Origin of the sequence: Fusibacter sp. 3D3 (assembly GCF_001748365.1) — a bacterium.
Taxonomy (GTDB): Bacteria; Bacillota; Clostridia; order Peptostreptococcales; family Acidaminobacteraceae; genus Fusibacter_A.
In genome coordinates this window covers 92,310-112,909 of sequence record NZ_BDHH01000006.1, presented here as the reverse complement: position 1 = coordinate 112,909, position 20,600 = coordinate 92,310, and the positions used below count along the sequence as shown (strand labels likewise).

General features: G+C 36.6%; 14 protein-coding genes. 12 read left to right on the top strand and 2 right to left on the bottom strand.

What is annotated here, in order from left to right; genetic code table 11:
• The first annotated feature begins 129 nt into the window (after positions 1-129).
• The 12 genes from alr (at position 130) to F3D3_RS08850 (ending at position 18,347) form a co-directional block, all read left to right on the top strand.
• Positions 130-1,296, top strand: a complete 1,167-nt coding sequence (gene alr, locus F3D3_RS08905) for an alanine racemase (RefSeq protein WP_175438331.1) — start codon at positions 130-132, stop codon at positions 1,294-1,296.
• A 367-nt stretch (positions 1,297-1,663) separates the two neighbouring features.
• Positions 1,664-2,863 (top strand): M20 family metallopeptidase, encoded by a 1,200-nt coding sequence (locus tag F3D3_RS08900; RefSeq protein ID WP_069873138.1) that lies wholly within the window; start codon positions 1,664-1,666, stop codon positions 2,861-2,863.
• Between the two features lies 1 nt (position 2,864).
• A complete protein-coding gene (locus F3D3_RS08895; protein WP_069873135.1) occupies positions 2,865-3,674 on the top strand; it encodes a M55 family metallopeptidase in 810 nt (269 codons plus the stop codon).
• Positions 3,675-3,939: 265 nt separating this feature from the next.
• Positions 3,940-5,871, top strand: coding sequence for a ribosomal protection-like ABC-F family protein (gene abc-f / locus F3D3_RS08890; RefSeq protein ID WP_069873133.1), 1,932 nt, complete (start codon positions 3,940-3,942; stop codon positions 5,869-5,871).
• A gap of 95 nt (positions 5,872-5,966) precedes the next feature.
• Positions 5,967-8,315: a GGDEF domain-containing phosphodiesterase gene (locus F3D3_RS08885; RefSeq protein WP_069873132.1), complete on the top strand. Its 2,349-nt coding sequence runs from the start codon at positions 5,967-5,969 to the stop codon at positions 8,313-8,315.
• A 100-nt stretch (positions 8,316-8,415) separates the two neighbouring features.
• Positions 8,416-10,500, top strand: a complete 2,085-nt coding sequence (locus F3D3_RS08880) for a GGDEF domain-containing protein (protein WP_175438330.1) — start codon at positions 8,416-8,418, stop codon at positions 10,498-10,500.
• Positions 10,501-10,885: 385 nt separating this feature from the next.
• Positions 10,886-11,146 (top strand): TM1266 family iron-only hydrogenase system putative regulator, encoded by a 261-nt coding sequence (locus F3D3_RS08875; RefSeq protein WP_069873128.1) that lies wholly within the window; start codon positions 10,886-10,888, stop codon positions 11,144-11,146.
• Positions 11,147-11,172: 26 nt separating this feature from the next.
• Positions 11,173-12,585, top strand: coding sequence for a [FeFe] hydrogenase H-cluster radical SAM maturase HydG (hydG, locus tag F3D3_RS08870; protein ID WP_069873126.1), 1,413 nt, complete (start codon positions 11,173-11,175; stop codon positions 12,583-12,585).
• Positions 12,586-12,600: 15 nt separating this feature from the next.
• Positions 12,601-13,791, top strand: coding sequence for a [FeFe] hydrogenase H-cluster maturation GTPase HydF (gene hydF, locus F3D3_RS08865; protein ID WP_069873124.1), 1,191 nt, complete (start codon positions 12,601-12,603; stop codon positions 13,789-13,791).
• Between the two features lie 196 nt (positions 13,792-13,987).
• Positions 13,988-17,005, top strand: a complete 3,018-nt coding sequence (locus F3D3_RS08860; protein ID WP_069873122.1) for a PAS domain S-box protein — start codon at positions 13,988-13,990, stop codon at positions 17,003-17,005.
• Positions 17,002-17,397, top strand: coding sequence for a response regulator (locus F3D3_RS08855; RefSeq protein WP_069873120.1), 396 nt, complete (start codon positions 17,002-17,004; stop codon positions 17,395-17,397). Before F3D3_RS08860 ends, F3D3_RS08855 begins: the two co-directional genes overlap by 4 nt.
• A gap of 14 nt (positions 17,398-17,411) precedes the next feature.
• Positions 17,412-18,347, top strand: coding sequence for a TIGR01212 family radical SAM protein (locus F3D3_RS08850; protein ID WP_069873119.1), 936 nt, complete (start codon positions 17,412-17,414; stop codon positions 18,345-18,347).
• A 138-nt stretch (positions 18,348-18,485) separates the two neighbouring features.
• On the opposite strand, the gene F3D3_RS08845 is transcribed toward F3D3_RS08850, so the two are convergent.
• Positions 18,486-19,610: a PilZ domain-containing protein gene (locus F3D3_RS08845; RefSeq protein WP_069873117.1), complete on the bottom strand. Its 1,125-nt coding sequence runs from the start codon at positions 19,608-19,610 to the stop codon at positions 18,486-18,488.
• Positions 19,611-19,961: 351 nt separating this feature from the next.
• Positions 19,962-20,585, bottom strand: coding sequence for a CoA pyrophosphatase (locus F3D3_RS08840; protein ID WP_069873115.1), 624 nt, complete (start codon positions 20,583-20,585; stop codon positions 19,962-19,964).
• Positions 20,586-20,600: the final 15 nt, after the last annotated feature.

Sequence of the window (20,600 nt, the reverse complement as noted above, 5' to 3'; positions counted from 1 at the left end):
AATCTCAATGATAGGAATTATTCGGAGGATGAAATTATGAAGACATGGATTTACAAGCGGTATGATTAGAATAAAATGGCACTGGAATTGCTTGAAAAGTAAGTAAGGCTTATTTTTGAGGAGGCACAGGTGATTAAAAAGGATATACAGAATTTCTTAGGGACTAGAGTTGAAATCAATCTGGATTTGTTAAAAAGAAATTTCACTGAACTTAAAAAAAATATCGACCCAAAGGTGAAGATCGCAGGTGTGGTTAAGGCGAATGCCTATGGCCATGACCTTCATACGATTTCCGATGAACTTGTGATGCTTGGTTGTGATTACCTTATGGTTGCCAGCTTAAGGGAAGCGTTGAGTATCCGAAAATATTTTGAAAAAGAAAAAAGCCACCCTTCAGTGCCCATTATGGTGATGGGTGCCACCACTCAAAGCGATTTTGAACTGGCGATAAAGGCGAACATTACGCTTACTCTCTTTTCTTTAGAAGATGCGAACAGACTCAATGCACTGGCATTGGATTTAAAGACTACTGCAAAGGTTCATGTTAAAATGGATACTGGCTTTAACCGTTTAGGTTATAAAGATCATCGTTTGATGGTTGAGGATATTCAAAAAATGGTACAAATGCCAGCGATTTATGTTGAGGGATTATTTACGCACCTAGCCCTTACAGATCGAGATTCGGATGCTATTCAATTTCGTAAGTTTGATGATGTGATAAGCGCATTACAAGCGATCGGTATAGAAATCCCCTTAAAGCATGTCTGCGATAGTATTGGTACAATTGCATATCCTGAAAGACAATATGATCTTGTGAGAATGGGTGCGCTCTTATATGGGTATTGCAGCAGACCGACGCCTTTTGAATTATCGCCCATTATGAATTTTAAGACCAATATATCAGCCATTAAGTGGATTGAAGCGGGCGAAGGTGTAAGTTACGATTCTACTTACATTGTAAATGAAAAACGGAAAATAGCAACTTTACCAGTGGGTTATGCGGATGGACTTCCAAGAATGCTTTCCAATCAGGGCTATTTTATAGTAAGTGGCATGAAAGCGCCGATTGTAGGGCTCATGTGCATGGATCAATGTATGGTGGACGTTACTCACATATCAGATTGCGAAGTGGGAAGTGAGGTAATCTTATTTGATTCTAAAGCACTCCCCTTAGTGCTATTGGCCTCACAGGCAAAGACCAATAGAAATGAAATACTCAGTCGAATTTCAATGAGAGTACCAAGAGTCTTTTTCAAAGAGGATAAAATTTGTAAAATTGTGGATTATTTATTATAACCCTTGGGTATATGTCCCCCACTTTTTAAAGTGGGGGACATATACCCGATTCATCTGGCGTTTAAACGCCAGATGAATGCAATCCGCAAGGATTGCGCAAGGGTTACGAAGGTAGCGAAGCGGACTGAGTATGGAAGCTAGAATATGGCAATCCGCAAGGATTGCGCAAGGGTTACGAAGGTAGCGAAGCGGACTGAGTATGAAAGCTAGAATATGGCAATCCGCAAGGATTGCGCAAGGGTTACGAAGGTAGCGAAGCGGACTGAGTATGAAAGCTAGAATATGGCAATCCGCAAGGATTGCGCAAGGGTTACGAAGGTAGCGAAGCGGACTGAGTAGGCGTTATGCCTTATAAATGGGAGGGGACATGTATAGAGAACAACAGTCATTTTTAGAAATTAAAAAATTTGAATCTTGGTTGATTGAAACCAGACGTAAAATTCATATAAACCCTGAACTGAGTGAACAAGAATGGGCAACTCAAGAGTTGATTGAAGCGTTGTTAGACGAAATGGGCATTGCGCATAAAAGATATGCACAGACGGGTGTGGTAGCGATTTTAGAAGGGGGGATATCGCCAGAGGGCTCATGTGTTGTTGGCATTAGAGCAGATATAGATGCATTGCCTATAAATGAATTGACGGCATCTGTCTATCAATCCAAGCGGCAGGGGATCATGCATGCTTGTGGACACGATGCGCATACGACAATACTGCTGGGCACTCTAAAATACTTGAAAGCGCATCAAAACAGCTGGTCTGGTACTGTAAAAGGCTTTTTTCAGCCGGCTGAAGAAACCATTGGCGGTGCCAAAAGGATGGTTGAGGCCGGTTGTATGGATACCCCTAAAGTGGACTATGTCTTGGGATTACATGTGATGCCATATTTAGAAGTTGGTCAGATCGAAACGCGTGAAGGGAAGCTCAATGCCGCATCTGATGGCCTTCAAATTACCGTCAAGGGGAAAGCGGCTCATGGGGCATATCCAGAAAAAGGGGTAGATGCTATCAATATATCTGCCCAAATACAGATGGCAATTTCAAATCTTATGAGTCGACAACTATCGCCACTTGATCAAGCCGTCGTCTCGATCAATCAAATTAACGGCGGTGTAAAAGACAATATCATATGCGATGAAGTGATCATGTCGGGCATGATGAGAACTACGGATGAAACGCTTAGAAAGACTTTGAAGGATAAGATCATAAGAGTCTCAGAAGCAATAGCGCGTTCAAATGATGGCGATGCAGTGGTTACCTTTAGCGAAGGTTATCAGGCTCTAATAAATGATGTAACCGTTACAAAGCAGATTAAAAAAATAGCAAATCAATATTTAGGTGAAAAAAATGTTTTTGAAAAAGAAGCGCCATCATTAGGCGTAGAAGACTTTTCGTTTTTTCTGGATCGCGCGCAGGGCGCTTTCTATCATTTGGGATGTGGCAATAAAAGTAAAAACCTTATTTCAGCGCTACACACAGATACATTTGACATAGATGAATCGTGTCTTGCGTTAGGGGTTTTTTTACAGTGTGAAATGAGTTTATCCCTATTAAAACAGGAGGTGTAAGATGAAACTTTATGTGAGTTCGGACATGGAAGGCATTGCTGGGGTTGTCAGTTGGGATGAGGTGGATGCGAGCCATAGATCTTATGAATGGGCTAAAAATCAAATGACTAAGGAAGTACAGGTTGTCTGTGAAACGGCTATTGAACTGGGAAGCGAGAAGGTACTCGTAAAAGATGCTCATGACACCGGTCGCAATATCAATATTTCTGAATTGCCAAGTGGCGTTTTAGTACACAGAGCGTGGACAAGAGATCCCTTAATCATGATGTCGGGGGTTGATGACGGTTATGATGCTGTGGTTTTTACGGGTTACCATGCAGGCGCTTATTCCGATGGAAGTCCGCTCGCGCATACCATGAATTCTACAAGTATGAAGTGGCTTAAGATGAACGGTCTTCTTATGAGTGAATTTATGATGAATGCTTATACCGCGGCTTATTATAAAGTTCCAGTCATTGCGATCACTGGAGATCAAGCCATATGTGAAGAAGCTAAGCAGTTGATCCCAGAGATTACAACCATCGCAGTCAAATCATGCAAGGGGAGTTCTTGTATCACCATGACTGGAAACAATGCTCTGGTTGCCATTGAAGATGGCATTAGAGTCGCACTTAAAAAATATAAATTGTCACCAAACGCATGTGAGCTTGCCTTACCGGATCAAATGACTTTTGAGATCAATTTTGCAAATGCTGGACTTGCTTATAGAGCTTCTCAGTATAAAGGTGTAGAGCTTGTGGATGCGTGTACGATTAGATATTCAACGGCAGATTACTATGAGTTTCTCAGAATGTTTTTCTTTGCATGTTGAAGTCGCATAGAAGTTATGCTATAGTATTTTTGGAGGCGTTATATGTTCTTATGTGAAAACAGAAATCAATTGGATAGATTGGAACACTATGTTGCGAATATTTCAGCATATTTTGAACACAATGTAGGGGAAGTCTGTCTAAAATTGAGGTTTTTATGTAAGTAAGGCGTCGCGAAGTTAGAGTTTAACCCGTGTATATACTTACGCGGGTTTTTTTATGTCTTTCATTAGCCCATAAAACCTCACACAAAACGAGGAGAATAAAATGATTAAAATTGGATTTAGTGAAATAGAAAAATATTATGGTGCAAACCAAGTTTTAGATAAATTGACATTTGATGTACATGAATCGGAAGTCGTTGGCATTCTAGGTGCAAATGGTTCAGGAAAAACAACAATTTTTAAATTGCTATTAGGAACTGAAAACTGGGAATCGGGGCAAATTTTTATTTCAAAACAAGCAAAAATTGGCTTACTAGAACAGATCCCGGATACAAAGCCAACACTGAGCGTCAGAACTTATTTGGAATCCGCTTTTGATAAACTCTTTGATATCCAAAGAGAGATGAAGGTTTTGGAGCAGCAATTATTGACAGCAAAAGAGGAAGCTCTGATAGAAAAATATGGGAAGCTTCAAATTGCGTTTGAGCATGGCAACGGCTATCTGGTTGAAGATCAGATTGATCAAATCTGTGATACACTTAATATTTCGAAGGAAATGCAAGATAAATACTATATGCTCTTAAGTGGCGGCGAAAAAACGCGGGTTAACTTGGCTAAAATTTTACTGCAAGATGTTAATGTATTATTGCTAGACGAACCTACGAATCATTTAGATCTAGATACCATAGAATGGTTAGAGTCTTTCTTAATGACCTTTAAGGGGATTGTCTTAATTATTTCACATGATCGCTATTTTCTCGATCAAACGGTAACGCGCATTATTGAGATTCAAGAGGGTAAAGCAGAGCTTTATGGCGGGGGCTATACCTTCTATGCTTCTGAAAAGGAAATGAGATTTGAACAGCAATTAAATCAATTTGAACAAAATCAGAAAAAGTTAAAACAGCTTGAAGCGGCGGCGAAAAGATTGCACCAATGGGCGACTCAGGCGGACAATCCCAAATTGCATAGGCAAGCGTTTGCCATAGAAAAGCGAATTGAAAGAATGCCTAAAATTGAGAAACCCCTTAAAGAAAATGCAATCAAAAATCAGTTTACGGGTTCAGCATTGAGAAGTAAAGAGATGCTAAAATTAGAGAGTGTATGCAAGTCCTTTGGGGATCAAAAAATACTAGAGCACGTCACTGCCAAAGTATTTTATAAAGACCAAATCGCTATTTTAGGAGATAATGGTTCTGGAAAATCGACACTTCTCAAATTGATCATGAATCAACTCAATTTGGACTCAGGCGCCTTTGAATTTGCGCCAAGTGTCAATGTGGCCTACTTGCCGCAGGAAATAATCTTTGATAACCCGAATATGACCGTTTTAGAGTTCATTATGGACGCACTTGCCCTTAATGAAGGTCAAGGAAGAGCTGTTTTGGCAAGCTATAAATTTCAGCAAGAAATGGTATTTAAAAAGATCGGTGCATTATCGGGTGGCGAAAAAACAAGATTAAAACTTTGTGAAATGATGCAACTCAAAGTCAATTTTTTATTACTGGATGAACCTACGAATCATTTGGACTTAAAGTCAAGGGAGTGGGTTGAAGATGCTATTGAAGAGTATACAGGAACGCTTGTCTTTGTATCACACGATAGACATTTTATCAATAAATTTGCGCATAAGATTTGGTGGCTAAAAGATCAGAAATTAACACTTATTGATGGTGATTATGAGCAGTATAAAGTGGAGAAAAGTGTACAGTTACTAAAATCAAAATCGATCCATGAAGTTGAGTGTATCAGAAACAAGGCTGAGGAAAAAGGCAAATCAGGATTAGAAGCAAAACAAGAAGCGGAAGATGCTTTATCTGTGAATGAGAATATCAATAAAAAGAAAAATGTATTCATGATTAATAAGTTAGAACAAGAGCTCGCGGCTATTGAAATTCAATTGGCGGCAATTGAACAGGATATGACGACCTATTCTGATGATTACCAACGTGTACAAGATCTGCTTGATCAAAAAGAAACTCTGGAAACAGAGTATTTGATAATTCTTGAAAAATGGGAAAATTATTCGGCATAAAAGAATTCATATCGTATTTAATCATTATTTTTTGAGATAGTGGGTATAAAAAGCAATGTCAAGATTTGGCATTGCTTTTTTTAGGAGTGGTTAAGATGAAGTCTATTCTTTTTAAGATGGTCGTATTATTATTACTTGTTTCCATTCTAGGGGCAGCTCTTAATATGAGGGGGCAGACCTTGTTCGTATCTGCAATTGAAGAGGCGCTGTTTGAAAGAGATATGGCCTATATTGACCACACTTTCGACAGATTAAATATCATACTCACGCTTGCCAGTGGTGAAATACAAAAGTGGAATACGATAGAAGAAAATATGGATATAGATTTAACAAAATATAGACTTGGTGTTCTTAAAGAAACCCTATCAGCGGAACAACTTTATCTGTTTGACAAAGAACTTGAGCTTATTGAATCAACAGGGACTTTAAAAGAAGCAAAGTCAATTGTGATGTTACTCGAACAAAATCTTGATCATTTATCCATGGAGACCATTTCAAACACATTTGGATATTATGTAAATCCTGTAGATCATAAAATCAAAATAGTTTCACAACAATATTTTGAGAAAACAGAGATACATATCATTCAAGTGCATGATTTGATACAAGTGATGTTGAGGCATTACCCAGTAGCCGTTTATGAGTCGTTGTATCCATATCTTTTAAATGATAGTAGTGAATATATAGATATTGATACACAATTCAAAGTGACTTTTTTAAGCCCCGATGAACTTGAGCAGGTGAAAGAACAGAGCGGTATTTCAGCTTTAGAAGTGGGCAATCGGATTGTGATTAAGCGTGCTGATGCTATGGATGTGTTTGAACTGGCGACTTTAGATCAAAAAATGTGGTTAGAACATCCTTTGTTACTCCGAACCATCACGTATGAAAATTTCAAACTTTCAAAAATGCGAGATAAGATGCTGCTCTATATCGTGTTGATTATAGGCCTATTAATATTGCTGACATTTTTGATCTATTACAAGTTGATCTACAAAGGTCTGATTCATAAAATAACAGTCCTAAATAATCAGATTATCGAAAACAAGTCGGATCACAATCATTTTAACATTGAGGAAACCGGTATTTCTGAAATTGATACGATCATGAATGCATACAAATCATTAAAGTTACTCTTGAATGAAAGAGAAAATTTTATAGCAGAAATGGGGTATTTTGATACAATTACTGGGGTTGGGAATATCTATTTGCTAGAAAAAGATTTAAATACGCTGTTGAGTACGGCTGATGAAAGTGACCACATTAGTTTGGTATCCATACATTTAAAAAATGACAGAGAAATTGTTGAACAGTTAAGTAATGAAAATATACAGATGTTCTTGAGCACGTTTATGACCCAAATAAAGACTGCCTTTGGCTTTGAGGCAGTGTACAGAACTGCTGATTATACATTTGCGGCGCTATCTTCTTTAAATGATGAATATGGTGTCATAAAACAAATTCAGAAGCTTCAAGACTCTATGAAAAAGTTGCTTCCAAACAATGAAATTGAACTTAAAATTGTTGCTGCAAGATACCCAGAGCATGGTCGGAGTGGTGATGAACTCATTAACAATATTGAAATTGCCAGTCAAAGTCAGTCAAATCAGACTGTGATTTTCTATTCTCAAAGGCTAAAAGATGTTTACCAAAAACAATTACAGCTTGAAAGTGACTTAAAAATGGCACTTAAAAATAATGAGATCTTTGTCGTTTATCAACCCGTGGTCGATCCCTACACTTTTAAAATAAAAGGTGTTGAAGCGCTGGTGAGATGGAAAAGAAAAAATGAACATCACGTTTCACCTGAAATTTTTATAGCGATTGCTGAAAAGCTTGGAATCGTTGAGGAAATTGATAAATGGGTCTTTGAAAAAAGTTGTCGTATGCTCATGCTGTGGGAAGAAATTTTTGAAGAGGACTTTTTTGTGTCCATAAATACGTCGCCGATTTGGTTTACATCGCCAGATTTTATTAAATATATTCACGACACAATGATCACTCTAAATGTAAATCCTTCGAAAATATGTCTCGAGATTACTGAGACTTGTTTAATTGAGGACATTAATCTAGCGAATGGCATCATTTTAGAAGCGAAAGCATTGGGAGTGAAAATTGCTCTGGATGACTTTGGAAAAGGATATTCTTCTCTAAACTATCTTAGGCGTTTAGAAATAGATAAATTGAAAATTGATAAAGATTTCTTGCTTGAGATGGATTTTGAAAGTCAAGAGTATAACTTGATAGATTCAATTGTAGATATGGCACATCATATGAATTTTGAAATCGTCGTTGAAGGTGTTGAGGAAATGCCACAATTGGATTATTTAAAAACGTTAAATGTTGAAATGATTCAAGGCTATTTATTCAGTCAACCCCTTGATAAAAAGGAAATTTCACAACTGTTATTAGAGGGTGGTTTCATTAATCCAAAGCACAAATAGTGATAGGAAAATGCTATTCAAATACACAAGAATATGTTACAATAATACAATATTTTGGGGGTGAAAAATATTGACGCTGACTTACAATTCTATTGTTGATATGTGTAATCGAATAAATAATGAGGTAGAAAATGAGGATCGAATTACTCATAAAGTAAAACTTAATTCATTGAGCTGTCTTTTACAGGATTTGGATCAAATTACGGATGATTATTTAAAAGCGAGAACTTTAGCCAATTATGCACTAGAATTATTGTTTGCTGGCAATATTAATCTGGCTCATGATACTGCGATAAAAGCAATAAATCTGGCTCATAATTTGGAAGATCAAGATTTAAATCTTAAAATCATTAATATATTGGGTAATGTTCACAACCAATTAGGCAGATTTGCATTAGCCCTTGATTATTATCACCAAGGGCTACGACTAACAGAGCATAAGGATCAAAAAATCAATTACAGAAGTACTTTAATCAACAATATTGCAACGGTTTACAATTCAATGGGGATGAAAGATAAGGCAATTTATTACTATAAAGAAGCATTTGAACTTGCAAGAAAGGAATTCAACATTAAATCGCAGTATTTAGTCGCCTATAACATCATTGATCAGTCGTTAGATCAAAAACAACTGGAAGAGGTGTCGTGGTACTTAGAAATGATGGCGGAGTGTCTTAAATCCCAAAAGAACCTTGAGGGGTTGTACCATATTGTGCGGAGCAAATACCTTAGAATTCAAGAGCATTACACAGAGGCTGAAAAAGAACTCAATAGAGCCGAAGCATTATTTGAAGCCGAACAAGATGCTGCGGGTTTAAACGATGTCAGCTACGAACGTGTCAAGCAGCTTTCTAGAACAGGAAGATTGGCAGAAGCATTTGAACTGTGCCAAAAAGTCGTCGAAAATTCTGAAAAGATAGAGGATCATGAAATTTTAAGAGAAGCTTTGAAGACTTGTTGTCACTTGACTGAAGAACTTAAACTGTATGATATTGGATTTGAAAACTATCGCAAACTTGTGCACTATGATGAAAAAATGATGCGCAACCTTTATGAGGCAAGTATCTACCAATTAACTGAAAAAACTGAAATTGAGTTGAATGAAAAAATAAGAGCAAATAACGAAAAACTTTTCGAGAATATGAGGTTTATACATGAAGTTTCAAAAGATATTTCAAAAGAACAAGATTATGAGGCTTTAATAAAACTCATTATTCAAAAACTTAAAAGTTTTGTTGCTTGTGATGCCATCGTGATTGGTTTACACGACAAGGAGAACGCATTAATAACAAGACGAACCATGTATCATGCAGGGGAAATAACCTTAACTTATGATATTAATGTTTCCAATAAAAGCAGTCTTGCTGCGTGGACCATAAGAAATGGGAAAGAGATCTACACCGGTCTGAATACGCAATTAAAGTTGGATGACTTTGAAGCTTTAGATGTGAATTTTCCAGGAATCACCGTCCCTTATGAAACTGTGTTTTATGTCCCGCTGATCAATGATAACGCGGTTATTGGTGTCTTTTCTCTGCAAAAATATGAACAGAATGGGTTTGATCATTATGAGCTTGAAATGATAAGGGTCTTTTCTTCTTACATCTCAATTGCAATCACAAATGCACTTAAAAGTGAGCAAATGAAATCTTTAAATAAGACACTTGAACAGATTTCCAGAAGAGATGGTCTTAGCGGTTTGCTCAACCGAAATGCACTCAATGAAGATGTAAAAAAAATATTAAATACAATTAGGACAGAGCAATCTGAGATTGCGACCATTTTGTGTGATATCGATTTTTTCAAAGAATACAATGACAAATATGGTCATTTAGAAGGCGATGTAGTCATCAAATTGATTTCAAGTATTATTTTTAGAGAATCCTCAACGGCGACACCTTATATCTATAGATTTGGAGGTGATGAGTTCCTTGTGATCTTGCCAAATGCAAACTATGAAAATGTAAAAGGCCTTGCGCATCAGATTTTAAAGGGTGTCAATGAGCTCAATATACCCCATAAGGAAGCTGGTATTGATAAGAGAGTGACCATAAGTATTGGTGTGGCTATATTTGAACATTATAATGACGATACCAATGAAGACTTACTGCTCAAAAATGCGGATATTGCTTTATATGGCTCAAAACGTGTGGGCAGAAATCAAGTGCAGATTATAAAATTTTAAATCATGAATATAAGGACTTGACAGTTTTAAAAATGATTGATAAGATATTAACAAACAGATTCAAAATTCGTGAGCATTTGCAATAGCTTGTGAGTTTTGTCTAACAATTTTTACCGACCTAACAGAGCAGAGTATCTAATCTGAAAGGAAGTAATCCATCATGATCAATTTCATTATTTTTCGCTCGACCAAGGGTTGAACGAGAACTTGTGAAACCTTTTGTTGTGATAGACCTTCTCTTTGAGAAGGTTTTTTTATAGTGATCATTAGTCTTCGTCCAGCAAAGAGCGGGAATGTTCAGCCTGCGCTTTGCGGTTAGACGAGGACGTGTCGGGGAAAACGGAGTTTTGACAGACAATGATAAATAGGATATCGGGAGGTAAAAATGACAAAGAAAGTCGCTGTTATTAGCGCAATACTAGAAGATGCACAAGGCGTTCAAAGTAGATTTAATGAAATCGTTTCGGAGTTTAAAGAAATTGTCAGAGGTAGGACGGGAATCCCCTTTGATCAGTATGGTATATCCGTGATTACCATCATAGTGATTGGCGAGATGGATGAGATCAATGGTCTCACTGGCAAACTTGGAAATCTTAAAAATGTTTCAGTCAAAACTTCTATTTCGAAAAAGTCAGTTGATGCATAATTTACATTGAAAATGGAGGCAAACTTATGAAGTACAACGATCATAATTACACGGAAGCAAACTTCATCAATCATGAACAGATCGGTCAAATTTTAGAAAATGCAAAAAATGCAACTCATGAAGATATTCAAAATGTCATTAGAAGAGCTGCAGATAAAAAGGGCTTGACTTATGAAGAAATTGCGATCTTACTACAAGCTGAATCAGAAGAGCATGTGTCACAAATCTACAAAATTGCTGAGAAGATCAAAAGCGAAATCTATGGTAATCGAGTGGTTATTTTTGCACCGCTATATGTGAGTGACTATTGTGTGAACAATTGTAAATATTGTGGTTATAAGCGTGAAAATAAGTTTGCTAGAAGAAAGCTTTCGGAAGAAGAAATCAGAGCTGAAGTTCGAATCCTAGAAAAAATGGGGCATAAGAGAATTGCACTTGAAGCTGGTGAAGATCCCGTTAATTGTGATATTGATTATATATTGAATGCAATGAAGACGATCTATAGTGAGGCAAGTGAAAAGAGCAATATTAGACGTATCAACGTGAATATTGCTTCAACAACAGTTGAAAATTATATAAAGCTGAAAGCAGCGGATATTGGCACTTATATATTGTTCCAAGAAACGTATCATAAACCCACTTATGAAGATATGCATCCAAAGTGTATCAAAGGCGATTATGAATATCACTTAACAGCCTTTGACCGTTCAATGCAAGGTGGCGTGGACGATGTCGGTGCAGGCGTCTTGTTCGGCCTTGCGGATTATAAATTCGAAGTATTGGCTCTAATGATGCATAACAAGCATCTTGAAGACCATTATGGCGTTGGCTTCCATACAATTTCTGTACCTCGCATCAAAAAAGCTGAAGGCATGGAAATGGTAGATTTCAATGCGTTAATTGACGATGCGACTTTTAAAAAGATCGTCGCAATACTTCGAATTGCAGTGCCCTTTACGGGCTTGATTTTGTCCACCAGAGAAACCGAAGTGATTAGAAATGAATTGCTCTACCATGGGATATCACAACTCAGTGCAGGTTCGTGTACGGGTGTTGGTGGCTATAAAGAGGAAGAAGAAGGCAATCATGATATAAAACAGTTTGCAATTTCGGATGAAAGATCCCCAATGGAAGTCATAAAAGGTCTGATTAAAGATGGTTTTATTCCAAGTTATTGTACTTCTTGCTATAGAATGGGACGGACTGGGGATCGTTTTATGAAACTTGCAAAGACGGGCGAGATTCAACATGTATGTCAGCCGAATGCATTGATGACATTAAAGGAATACGCACTTGATTTTGGAGATGAGGAGCTTAAAGAAATGGCAGATCATTTTATTGCAAAAGAAGTTGAAAAAATCAAAAAACCTGAAACCAAACAAGTTGTTATACAAGGTCTTAAAGATTTATCTGAAGGTAAAAGAGACATTTTCTTATAAATTAGGGAGGGTATAATGAATAAAACACCTCATGCAAATCGCTTTCATATAGGCATTTATGGCAATAGGAATGCAGGAAAATCATCCCTTTTCAATGCCATTATAGGTCAAGATATTGCAGTTGTATCTGAAGTAGAAGGCACAACAACCGATCCTGTATTTAAAGCAATGGAGCTTATACCTTTTGGGCCAGTTGTATTTATAGATACAGCTGGACTTGATGATGAAGGCTTACTCGGAGACTTAAGAGTTGAAAAATCTAAAAAAATGCTGAGTAGAACGGATTTTGCGATTTATCTTGTGGATGGAGCTGCTCCAGATGTTCAAGAATACAAGGCAATGACGGGCACTTTTAAAAAATATGGAATCCCGTTTATGTGTGTTGTGAATAAAGCGGATTTATTAAATGAGATTCAGAAACAAGCGATTCGTTCGAATTTTGGTGATGTCACTTTTGTTTCAACACAAGTGATGACAGATATTCATGAGCTCAATCAAAAGTTGATGAGCCAATTGACAAAAATTGAAGAAGAACCTGTTATTGTGGGCGATCTTTTGCCTTATGGCAGTACCGTTGTATTGGTTGTTCCGATTGATTCTGAAGCGCCTAAAGGTAGAATTATTCTACCTCAAGTGCAGCTTATTAGAGATTGTTTAGATCACGGTATAAAAAGTTATGTCGTAAGAGATACAGAACTCGAAGTAGCTTTGAAAGAACTCCCCAAAGTGGACCTCGTTGTAACCGATTCTCAAGCTTTTGGAGCAGTCAGTAAAATTGTGCCAGAGCATATTAAGCTGACCAGTTTTTCTATTCTTTTCGCACGTCAAAAGGGGGATATAAAAAGTTTGATTGAGGGGGTTGATGCCTTTAAAGCATTAAAACCCAATGCTAAAATTCTAATTTCTGAAAGTTGCACACATAATCATTCACATGAGGATATCGGTCGTGTTAAAATTCCCAACTTGATCCGAAATAAAATTTCAGATCAAGTTGAGATCACATTTTCTATGGGACATGATTTCCCTGAGAATCCCAATGCTTTTGATCTGATCATTCATTGTGGCGCTTGCATGATGAATCGAAAAAGTATGCAGACGAGAATCGATTTGTGCGAAAACCAAAAGGTCTATATTACAAATTATGGCTTGGCACTTGCTTATTTTAACGGCATATTAGAGAGAAGTGTTGAGATTTTGAACTTATAGAAAAAAGAAGATACAGCCTTAAAAAGAGCTCTATCCAAAAGAGATTCAAACTTTTGGATAGAGCTCTTTTGTTTTTATGTAAAAGTTAAGTGATTTTATTGCGGATTAATTTTAAACTGCCGAAATGTTTGTTTAAATTACCAGAGAGTGGTTAAGAATAGGATAGAAGAATAGGTTAAAAAAAGAAGGTGATAACATGGATCATATTGATCGTTTAGATTTGATAAAAATATTAGAGGTAGCCGGTGAGGGGATCCTTATTGCAAATGAAATGCAGACCGTTACGTTTGTAAATCATAAAGCATGTGATATTCTTGAAAGAGAGAAAAAGGCTCTAATAGGTGAACCCATTGATCAAGTGTTTGAAATTGTAAATCGATTGACGCACGAGCGTATTTTTCTACCCTTGGAGGCATTAAAAAAAGACCAGCAGGCCATTGGGCTACCAAAAGATACGCTTTTAAAACTTGAAGAGGATTCTCATAAATACATATCTGCAAGTATTTCCGCATCTTATGATGAGAAAAATACGATTACAGGATATGTCATTATTTTCAGAGATATGGACAGAGTATTTAGGGCTGAGGAGAAACTTTTAAAATTTTCAAGCTTGGTTGAACAAAGTAACAATTCTATGATCATAACGGACGTATCTTGGGCTATTGAGTATTGCAATCCTTATTTTTTAAATAAGTATTTTGAGAAAGAGGATGTTCTTACGGGCAAAAATGCCTTAGATTTGCTGATTTCTAGGAGAGAATCCGATTTTGAAGAAATGGTTAATTTCTATATTGATTACCGTTCAAAATGGAATACAGAGATTATGCTTAAAAACAGTAGTGGGGAAAGTTATTGGGAAAGTTTGCAAATGCAAGCGGTTAGAGATGACCGTGGCAATACAACAAACTATGTCATTATGTTAAGTGACATTACGACGAAGAAAGAAACTGAAAAGCATTTAGAGTATGAAAAAGCCAAATTGGAAGCCATCTTTGAAAATACGACTGTGGGGCTTGCCATTGTCGACGATCAATTTAGAATTACCAAACTCAATCAAGAAATCGTTAAAATCTTTGATTTAACATTGAAAGATCTTATTAACAAGAATTTTATTCAGCTTTTTTTGTGCACATACCATACGGATGTAGATAACCCCGTGTGTTTGAACTGTGAGGACTGTCTCATTGAGCGCACACTGAAACGGGTTTTAGAGAAAAAGATGATCGTCAGGGGTATGGAAATTATGTATAAAAATCCAGATGAAAATAAAAACGATAACCGCTGTTTGCGGTTAAATGCATCACCTGCGATTGTAGATAACAATTTGCATATCATTATTGCGCTTCAAGATATTACGGATTATAAGAAGATGTCAAGGGATTTAGTGGAGAGTGAACGCAACCTAAGATTGTTAACCGACAGCATGTTGGATACAATTATTCAAATAGATATCCGTAATTTAATTACTTATGTTTCTCCTTCTGTTAAATTGCTGACAGGATATGAGATCGATGAAGTGTTAAATCAAGATTTTAGAAAGTTTGTCTATGTTGAAGATCTGGAAAGCGATACCATAGAAAATGGCGTTAATTTGGAATTTATCAATAGAGATAAAATTGAATTTAGAATTAGAACTAAAGAGGGAAACTTGAAATGGCTTCAAACTGTTGGGAATGTCATCAATTTTAATGATCAAATTGCTTATGTATTTGTTTTGAGAGATTCCACAGAGCAAGTTAAATACCGTGAGGAACTTAAAACTTCAAAGCTTTTGGCCGATGAGGCGAACAAGGCAAAGAGCATGTTTTTAGCAAATATGAGTCATGAGATTAGAACACCCATGAATGGGATTATTGGGATGACTGAATTGACGCTAATGAGTACACTGGATAAACAACAGAGAGCCAATTTGGAAATGGTTAAGGAAAGCGCTATTTCACTTCTTAAAATTATAAACAGCGTTCTTGATTTTTCTAAAATAGAAGCAGGCAAAATGATTGTTGAAGAGCGCATATTTAATCTGAAAAGATTTGTACAACAACATGTTCAACCGCTTAAAATTCAAGCGATTGAGAAAAATATTGAGTTCATATTAGAAATAAGTTATGATATACCCGATTATGTGATTGGTGACGAACACAAGCTAGGCCAAATTCTCAACAATTTGATCTACAATGCTATTAAATTCACTGAAAATGGTTTTGTAAAGCTCAAAGTCTCACATGTTGAGAAGAGTGAACAACTCATTGAAGCTCGTTTTGAAGTGATTGACAGCGGTATAGGCATTTCAAAAGCCAATCAAGAAAAAATATTTGAAAGTTTTAATCAAGCGGATTCAAGTGCTACACGTAAATACGGTGGGACTGGATTAGGACTCACAATTTCAAAGAGTATGGCAAAACTCATGAAAGGTAATTTATCTGTAGTTTCAGAAGTTAACCAAGGCTCCGCTTTTAAACTTGTGCTACCCTTTATGTTGACAGAAGAAGTCGTGAAAGATCCTCAAAAGAAAGAGCTTGTTATCCCTGTTGTCAATAAGAAACTCAAAATTCTTGTGGCTGAAGATGATAAGATAAATCAAATAGTGGTTGAAAAGTTGTTAAATCTTCAGGGCCATCGTGTTGATATAGCTGAGGATGGCATAGAATGTATCAAGAGGTATGATGCTGATGCATATGATTTGGTTATTATGGACATTCAGATGCCAAATATGAATGGCATTGATGCTACAAAAAAAATTAGAGAAATGCAAGCGCTCGAGAATAGGGTGATCCCCATTATTGCTTTGACAGCATACGCTTTGAAGGATGACCGTCAAAAAATGATCAATGAGGGGTTTGATGACTACCTTGCTAAGCCCATTGATGTAAAGCTGTTCTTTGAAATGATAATGAAGCATGGTAAACTAGATTTAGAATCTGAGACTTCAGCACGTGATATTCTTAATAGGATAAAAAGTTCAGAAAATGACAACGTCGCAATTGAGCTCATTGAACTCAAGAAAATGCTAAACGAAGTGATTTATAGTATTAACAAAGGGGAGTTAATAGAAGCTGAAACTCAACTTGCATCACTTAAAAAGACAGTTAGTCATAATAAAGTGTTAAAAAGACTTATGCTCAAAATGGAACTGGCTTTGAGAAGAGAAGAAATAGAAGTTTTTGAAAACTATTATCTAAAATTATTAGAAGAGATGGAAGGGTGGACACTATGAGAATTTTGATTGCAGAGGATGATTATGTAAGTCGTACTTTTTTGTATAAGTTTTTATCAAATTATGGAGAATGCGATGTTACTGTTGATGGCATAGAAGCTCTGGAAGTATTTATTATGTCACTTGATGAAGGTCAACACTATGATTTGATCTGTCTTGATATTATGATGCCTGAAGTAGATGGTGTCAACGTTCTAAAGACCATAAGGGTGCTTGAAGAAGAGCGCAAGATTCCAAAAGACAAAAAATGTAAAGTCATTATGACGACGGCTCTCAATGCAACCGAAAAAGTAAAAAGCGCATTTGAAATAGGGGCTGAAGGTTATGCGGTAAAACCGATTGACATTGATAAATTTGTAGAGGTACTTAGAAAACTGGAACTCATTGATTAATAAAAGGAGCACGATTGAAAAAAGCTTATTACACATTAAATGATTACTTTAAAGAAACTTGCCAAACCAAAGTGGTGAAATTGTCTTTGGATGGTGGTTTTACTTGTCCCAATAGAGATGGTAGTTTGGATACGAGAGGGTGCTTATTTTGTTCAGAATTGGGTTCAGGAGAATTCACAGGGGATACAGTGAGCACATTTATTCGAACGGATTCGGACATAAAGTCACAAATTTCTGCTCAAAAAGAGCGCCTTAAATCAAAGTGGGAAAACCCAAAATATATGAGCTATTTTCAAAATTATTCAAACACCTATAAATCGATTGATGCATTGAGGAGTCTTTATGAAGAAGCGACTCAAGACGAATCTATTTTAGGACTTGCAGTGGCAACGAGGCCTGACTGTATATCAGATGAGGTGATTGATCTCTTTGCAACCTATAGTGAAAAAGGCTTCTTTTGGGTGGAACTTGGTCTCCAAACGATGCATGAGGAAACTGCAGAGCGCATTAGGAGACACTATAGTTTAACGCATTTTGAGGCGATATATCGCAAACTCATGAAGCAGCATATTAACATAGTCCTTCATGTGATATTTGGCTTACCTGGAGAGAACCGGGCGCAAATGCTCGACACAGTGGCCTATGTCTCTTCATTGAAACCGTTTGGGGTAAAGTTTCATATGCTAAATGTTTTAAAAGGCAGCGACTTAGAATCCTATTACTATGAAACTGAATTTCAATTATTAACACAGGAAGCCTATATTCAGCTTGTTTGTGATGCTCTTGAAAGATTAGATTCCAAAATTGTAGTACATAGGGTCACTGGCGATGGGCCTAAAGCGCTCTTAATTGCCCCTAATTGGATAAAGCATAAGAGAGCGGTATTGAATGGAATCGATAAAGAACTTAAACGCAGGGGGACTTATCAAGGCATTTATAGCCATGCATGATTGGTCAAAGTGTCAAAATTCCAAAATTGAGAACCCTATACCCTATAATGTGTTTACGGAAAGTACGGATACAACATAGGGTATAGGGTTCGTGCGAAATGAGTTTTGACACTCTAATATTAATTTTGATTCTAAAAATCAATAAACTTTGTTGCTGCTAAATATAGGCACTGTGGTAAAGAGATAAACAAGTACAATTATGAAAATAAAGTTCAAAGTCAAAGTAACGATTAAAAGTCGGTTGAAATGGTCCTTTTGAGATTTTATTTTGGTCGAATTGAGTATAATGCCATAGATCCCAATAAAAATATTAGTGATACTAGAAAAAAGTGCTAGAAGGTAATAGGTAGAATTCCAAGCTTGTACCCTATAATAATCAAAAAAACGATCTAATCCGTAAACGGGTTTTGGCTGTGCATAGAGTAAGAAGACAATCGAGAAAAAGAACACAAATAGTGAGATGAGTGAAATGAGTTGAATTCGCCTTGTGGTGGCGTCTTCAACTTGTACATTTTCATTTTGTGCATTAAAATATTGATCCATTTGAGCTCTTTGATCCGTATCACTACCTTCAGTAAAGATGATCTCTGCTTGTTTAGCATAGAGATACTGAATCAGATACTTACTTTGCGAAGCTGTCATTTCCACAAATTGTATGCGTTGCATATAACGCCTTATCTCAACTTGAGGCATACAATCAATGACGCGACACTTGATGGTGAAAACCTTTTGAGCATAGAGTTCGGGGTCAATTTCAGTGGGGTCTTTAGTGTTGCCATCAAATTGAATGTCAAAAGTATCCTCTTTAAACATCTGCATCGTCGTAAGGCCTCGCAAACCTGTTGAACTGATATCCTTGGTTACGAGCTGTTGTTGTTGATCCTTATATAAGAAAGTGTAAGTATTGAAAATATTAACTCTAAAGGCTTGACGTCTTTGAACTTTTTGGGGTTCTGATGTGGATCTGAGTGTTATGGTATATAGTGCCCCCTTGTGTTCTCTTGAGACGACGCGACACTTTATATCAAAAGCATCTTTTTTTTGATCGTTTTGTGTTGTAAACGTAATCGTTAGAAGTTCATCTTCACGAAAGTTGTAAAGGCGACCGTGATGCATAGGCGCGATAATCTTAAAAAAGCCATTTTCATACCCAGTTTCAATGACTGTTTTCAGTCTCAATATAGCAGGTTTATGGTTTTCGTCTTCCGTAGTGATGGCGACCTCAATGGAACGAGATGGCAGTAAAAATTCTTTTAAATCCATATGAACCTCCTTTTCTCCATTATAGCATAGAGCCACAAAATAATAAAAAATGTTTGAAATAGAATACATGTGGGTAACATAATAATAAGAAAACCATTTGGTTTTTAATAGATTGGGAGTCGGGACGTCATAGTAGATAACGATCTACAGGAAATAAAAAATGGCACCAAAAGCACTAAACTTAAGTATATCTTTTTTAACGCTATAACAAATCAGTTAGGAGGAATGCTTATATTTAATGAACAGAACACTAAAACTGAATATAGTCAAACCCAACGTGCCGAACCCAGTTAATGAGCTTTCACTGAATACAAAGTGAAAGCTCATTTTTATGTTATAACCACAATTTTATCACAAATCAATATCGGCGATCGTATCGATAAAATTACGCGTCATTCGAGCCGTTAGTCCCCATATAGTGTAATGATCATAATGATAAAAAACAACAGGATATATCGTATTTCTAAAGTTGTAATCTTTGCCATTGGGGATGTTGGAAAATGGAAAATCCTCTGGCAATTGCATTACAGTTTGAATATTGTATATTTGAGGTGTTAATGTCCTTAATTTAGATAATGGAATTGTAAAGATTTCATCGACTTCAAATTTAGAGAATTGAATTGCTTCAAAAGGGCGTGAAATCTTGCCAACATAGCAGTGGATAATCATATCAAAACTCGTGAGAATGGAGTCGATTTGCCCAATAAGTGTGACTTCACCATCGGCTAGATTTAATTCTTCACAGGTTTCTCTAATGGCGGTTTCACAAGACCTTTCAAGTAATTCAATTTTACCACCTGGGAAGCAAATCTCACCAGGTTGACTGCTTAGGTGAAGTGCTCTCTTCTCGAATAAAATATGAATTTCATCATCTCGTTCAATTAAGGGAATGAGTATAGAAGCGGCACGCTGGACACCAGACGTGTTGGGGTTAATATTTTGGAGCTTTGTATGAATTTCAGGATATTGTTTCATAAAATTAAAAGACCT

Excerpts from the sequence above, each read along its gene's own strand:
- F3D3_RS08860 (WP_069873122.1), top strand. The coding sequence starts at position 13,988 with ATGGATCATATTGATCGTTTAGATTTGATAAAAATATTAGAGGTAGCC.
- F3D3_RS08895 (WP_069873135.1), top strand. The coding sequence starts at position 2,865 with ATGAAACTTTATGTGAGTTCGGACATGGAAGGCATTGCTGGGGTTGTC.
- F3D3_RS08900 (WP_069873138.1), top strand. The coding sequence starts at position 1,664 with ATGTATAGAGAACAACAGTCATTTTTAGAAATTAAAAAATTTGAATCT.
- abc-f (WP_069873133.1), top strand. The coding sequence starts at position 3,940 with ATGATTAAAATTGGATTTAGTGAAATAGAAAAATATTATGGTGCAAAC.
- F3D3_RS08855 (WP_069873120.1), top strand. The coding sequence starts at position 17,002 with ATGAGAATTTTGATTGCAGAGGATGATTATGTAAGTCGTACTTTTTTG.
- F3D3_RS08880 (WP_175438330.1), top strand. The coding sequence starts at position 8,416 with ATGTGTAATCGAATAAATAATGAGGTAGAAAATGAGGATCGAATTACT.
- F3D3_RS08845 (WP_069873117.1), bottom strand. The coding sequence starts at position 19,610 with ATGGATTTAAAAGAATTTTTACTGCCATCTCGTTCCATTGAGGTCGCC.
- F3D3_RS08840 (WP_069873115.1), bottom strand. The coding sequence starts at position 20,585 with ATGAAACAATATCCTGAAATTCATACAAAGCTCCAAAATATTAACCCC.
- F3D3_RS08885 (WP_069873132.1), top strand. The coding sequence starts at position 5,967 with ATGAAGTCTATTCTTTTTAAGATGGTCGTATTATTATTACTTGTTTCC.
- F3D3_RS08875 (WP_069873128.1), top strand. The coding sequence starts at position 10,886 with ATGACAAAGAAAGTCGCTGTTATTAGCGCAATACTAGAAGATGCACAA.
- hydG (WP_069873126.1), top strand. The coding sequence starts at position 11,173 with ATGAAGTACAACGATCATAATTACACGGAAGCAAACTTCATCAATCAT.
- hydF (WP_069873124.1), top strand. The coding sequence starts at position 12,601 with ATGAATAAAACACCTCATGCAAATCGCTTTCATATAGGCATTTATGGC.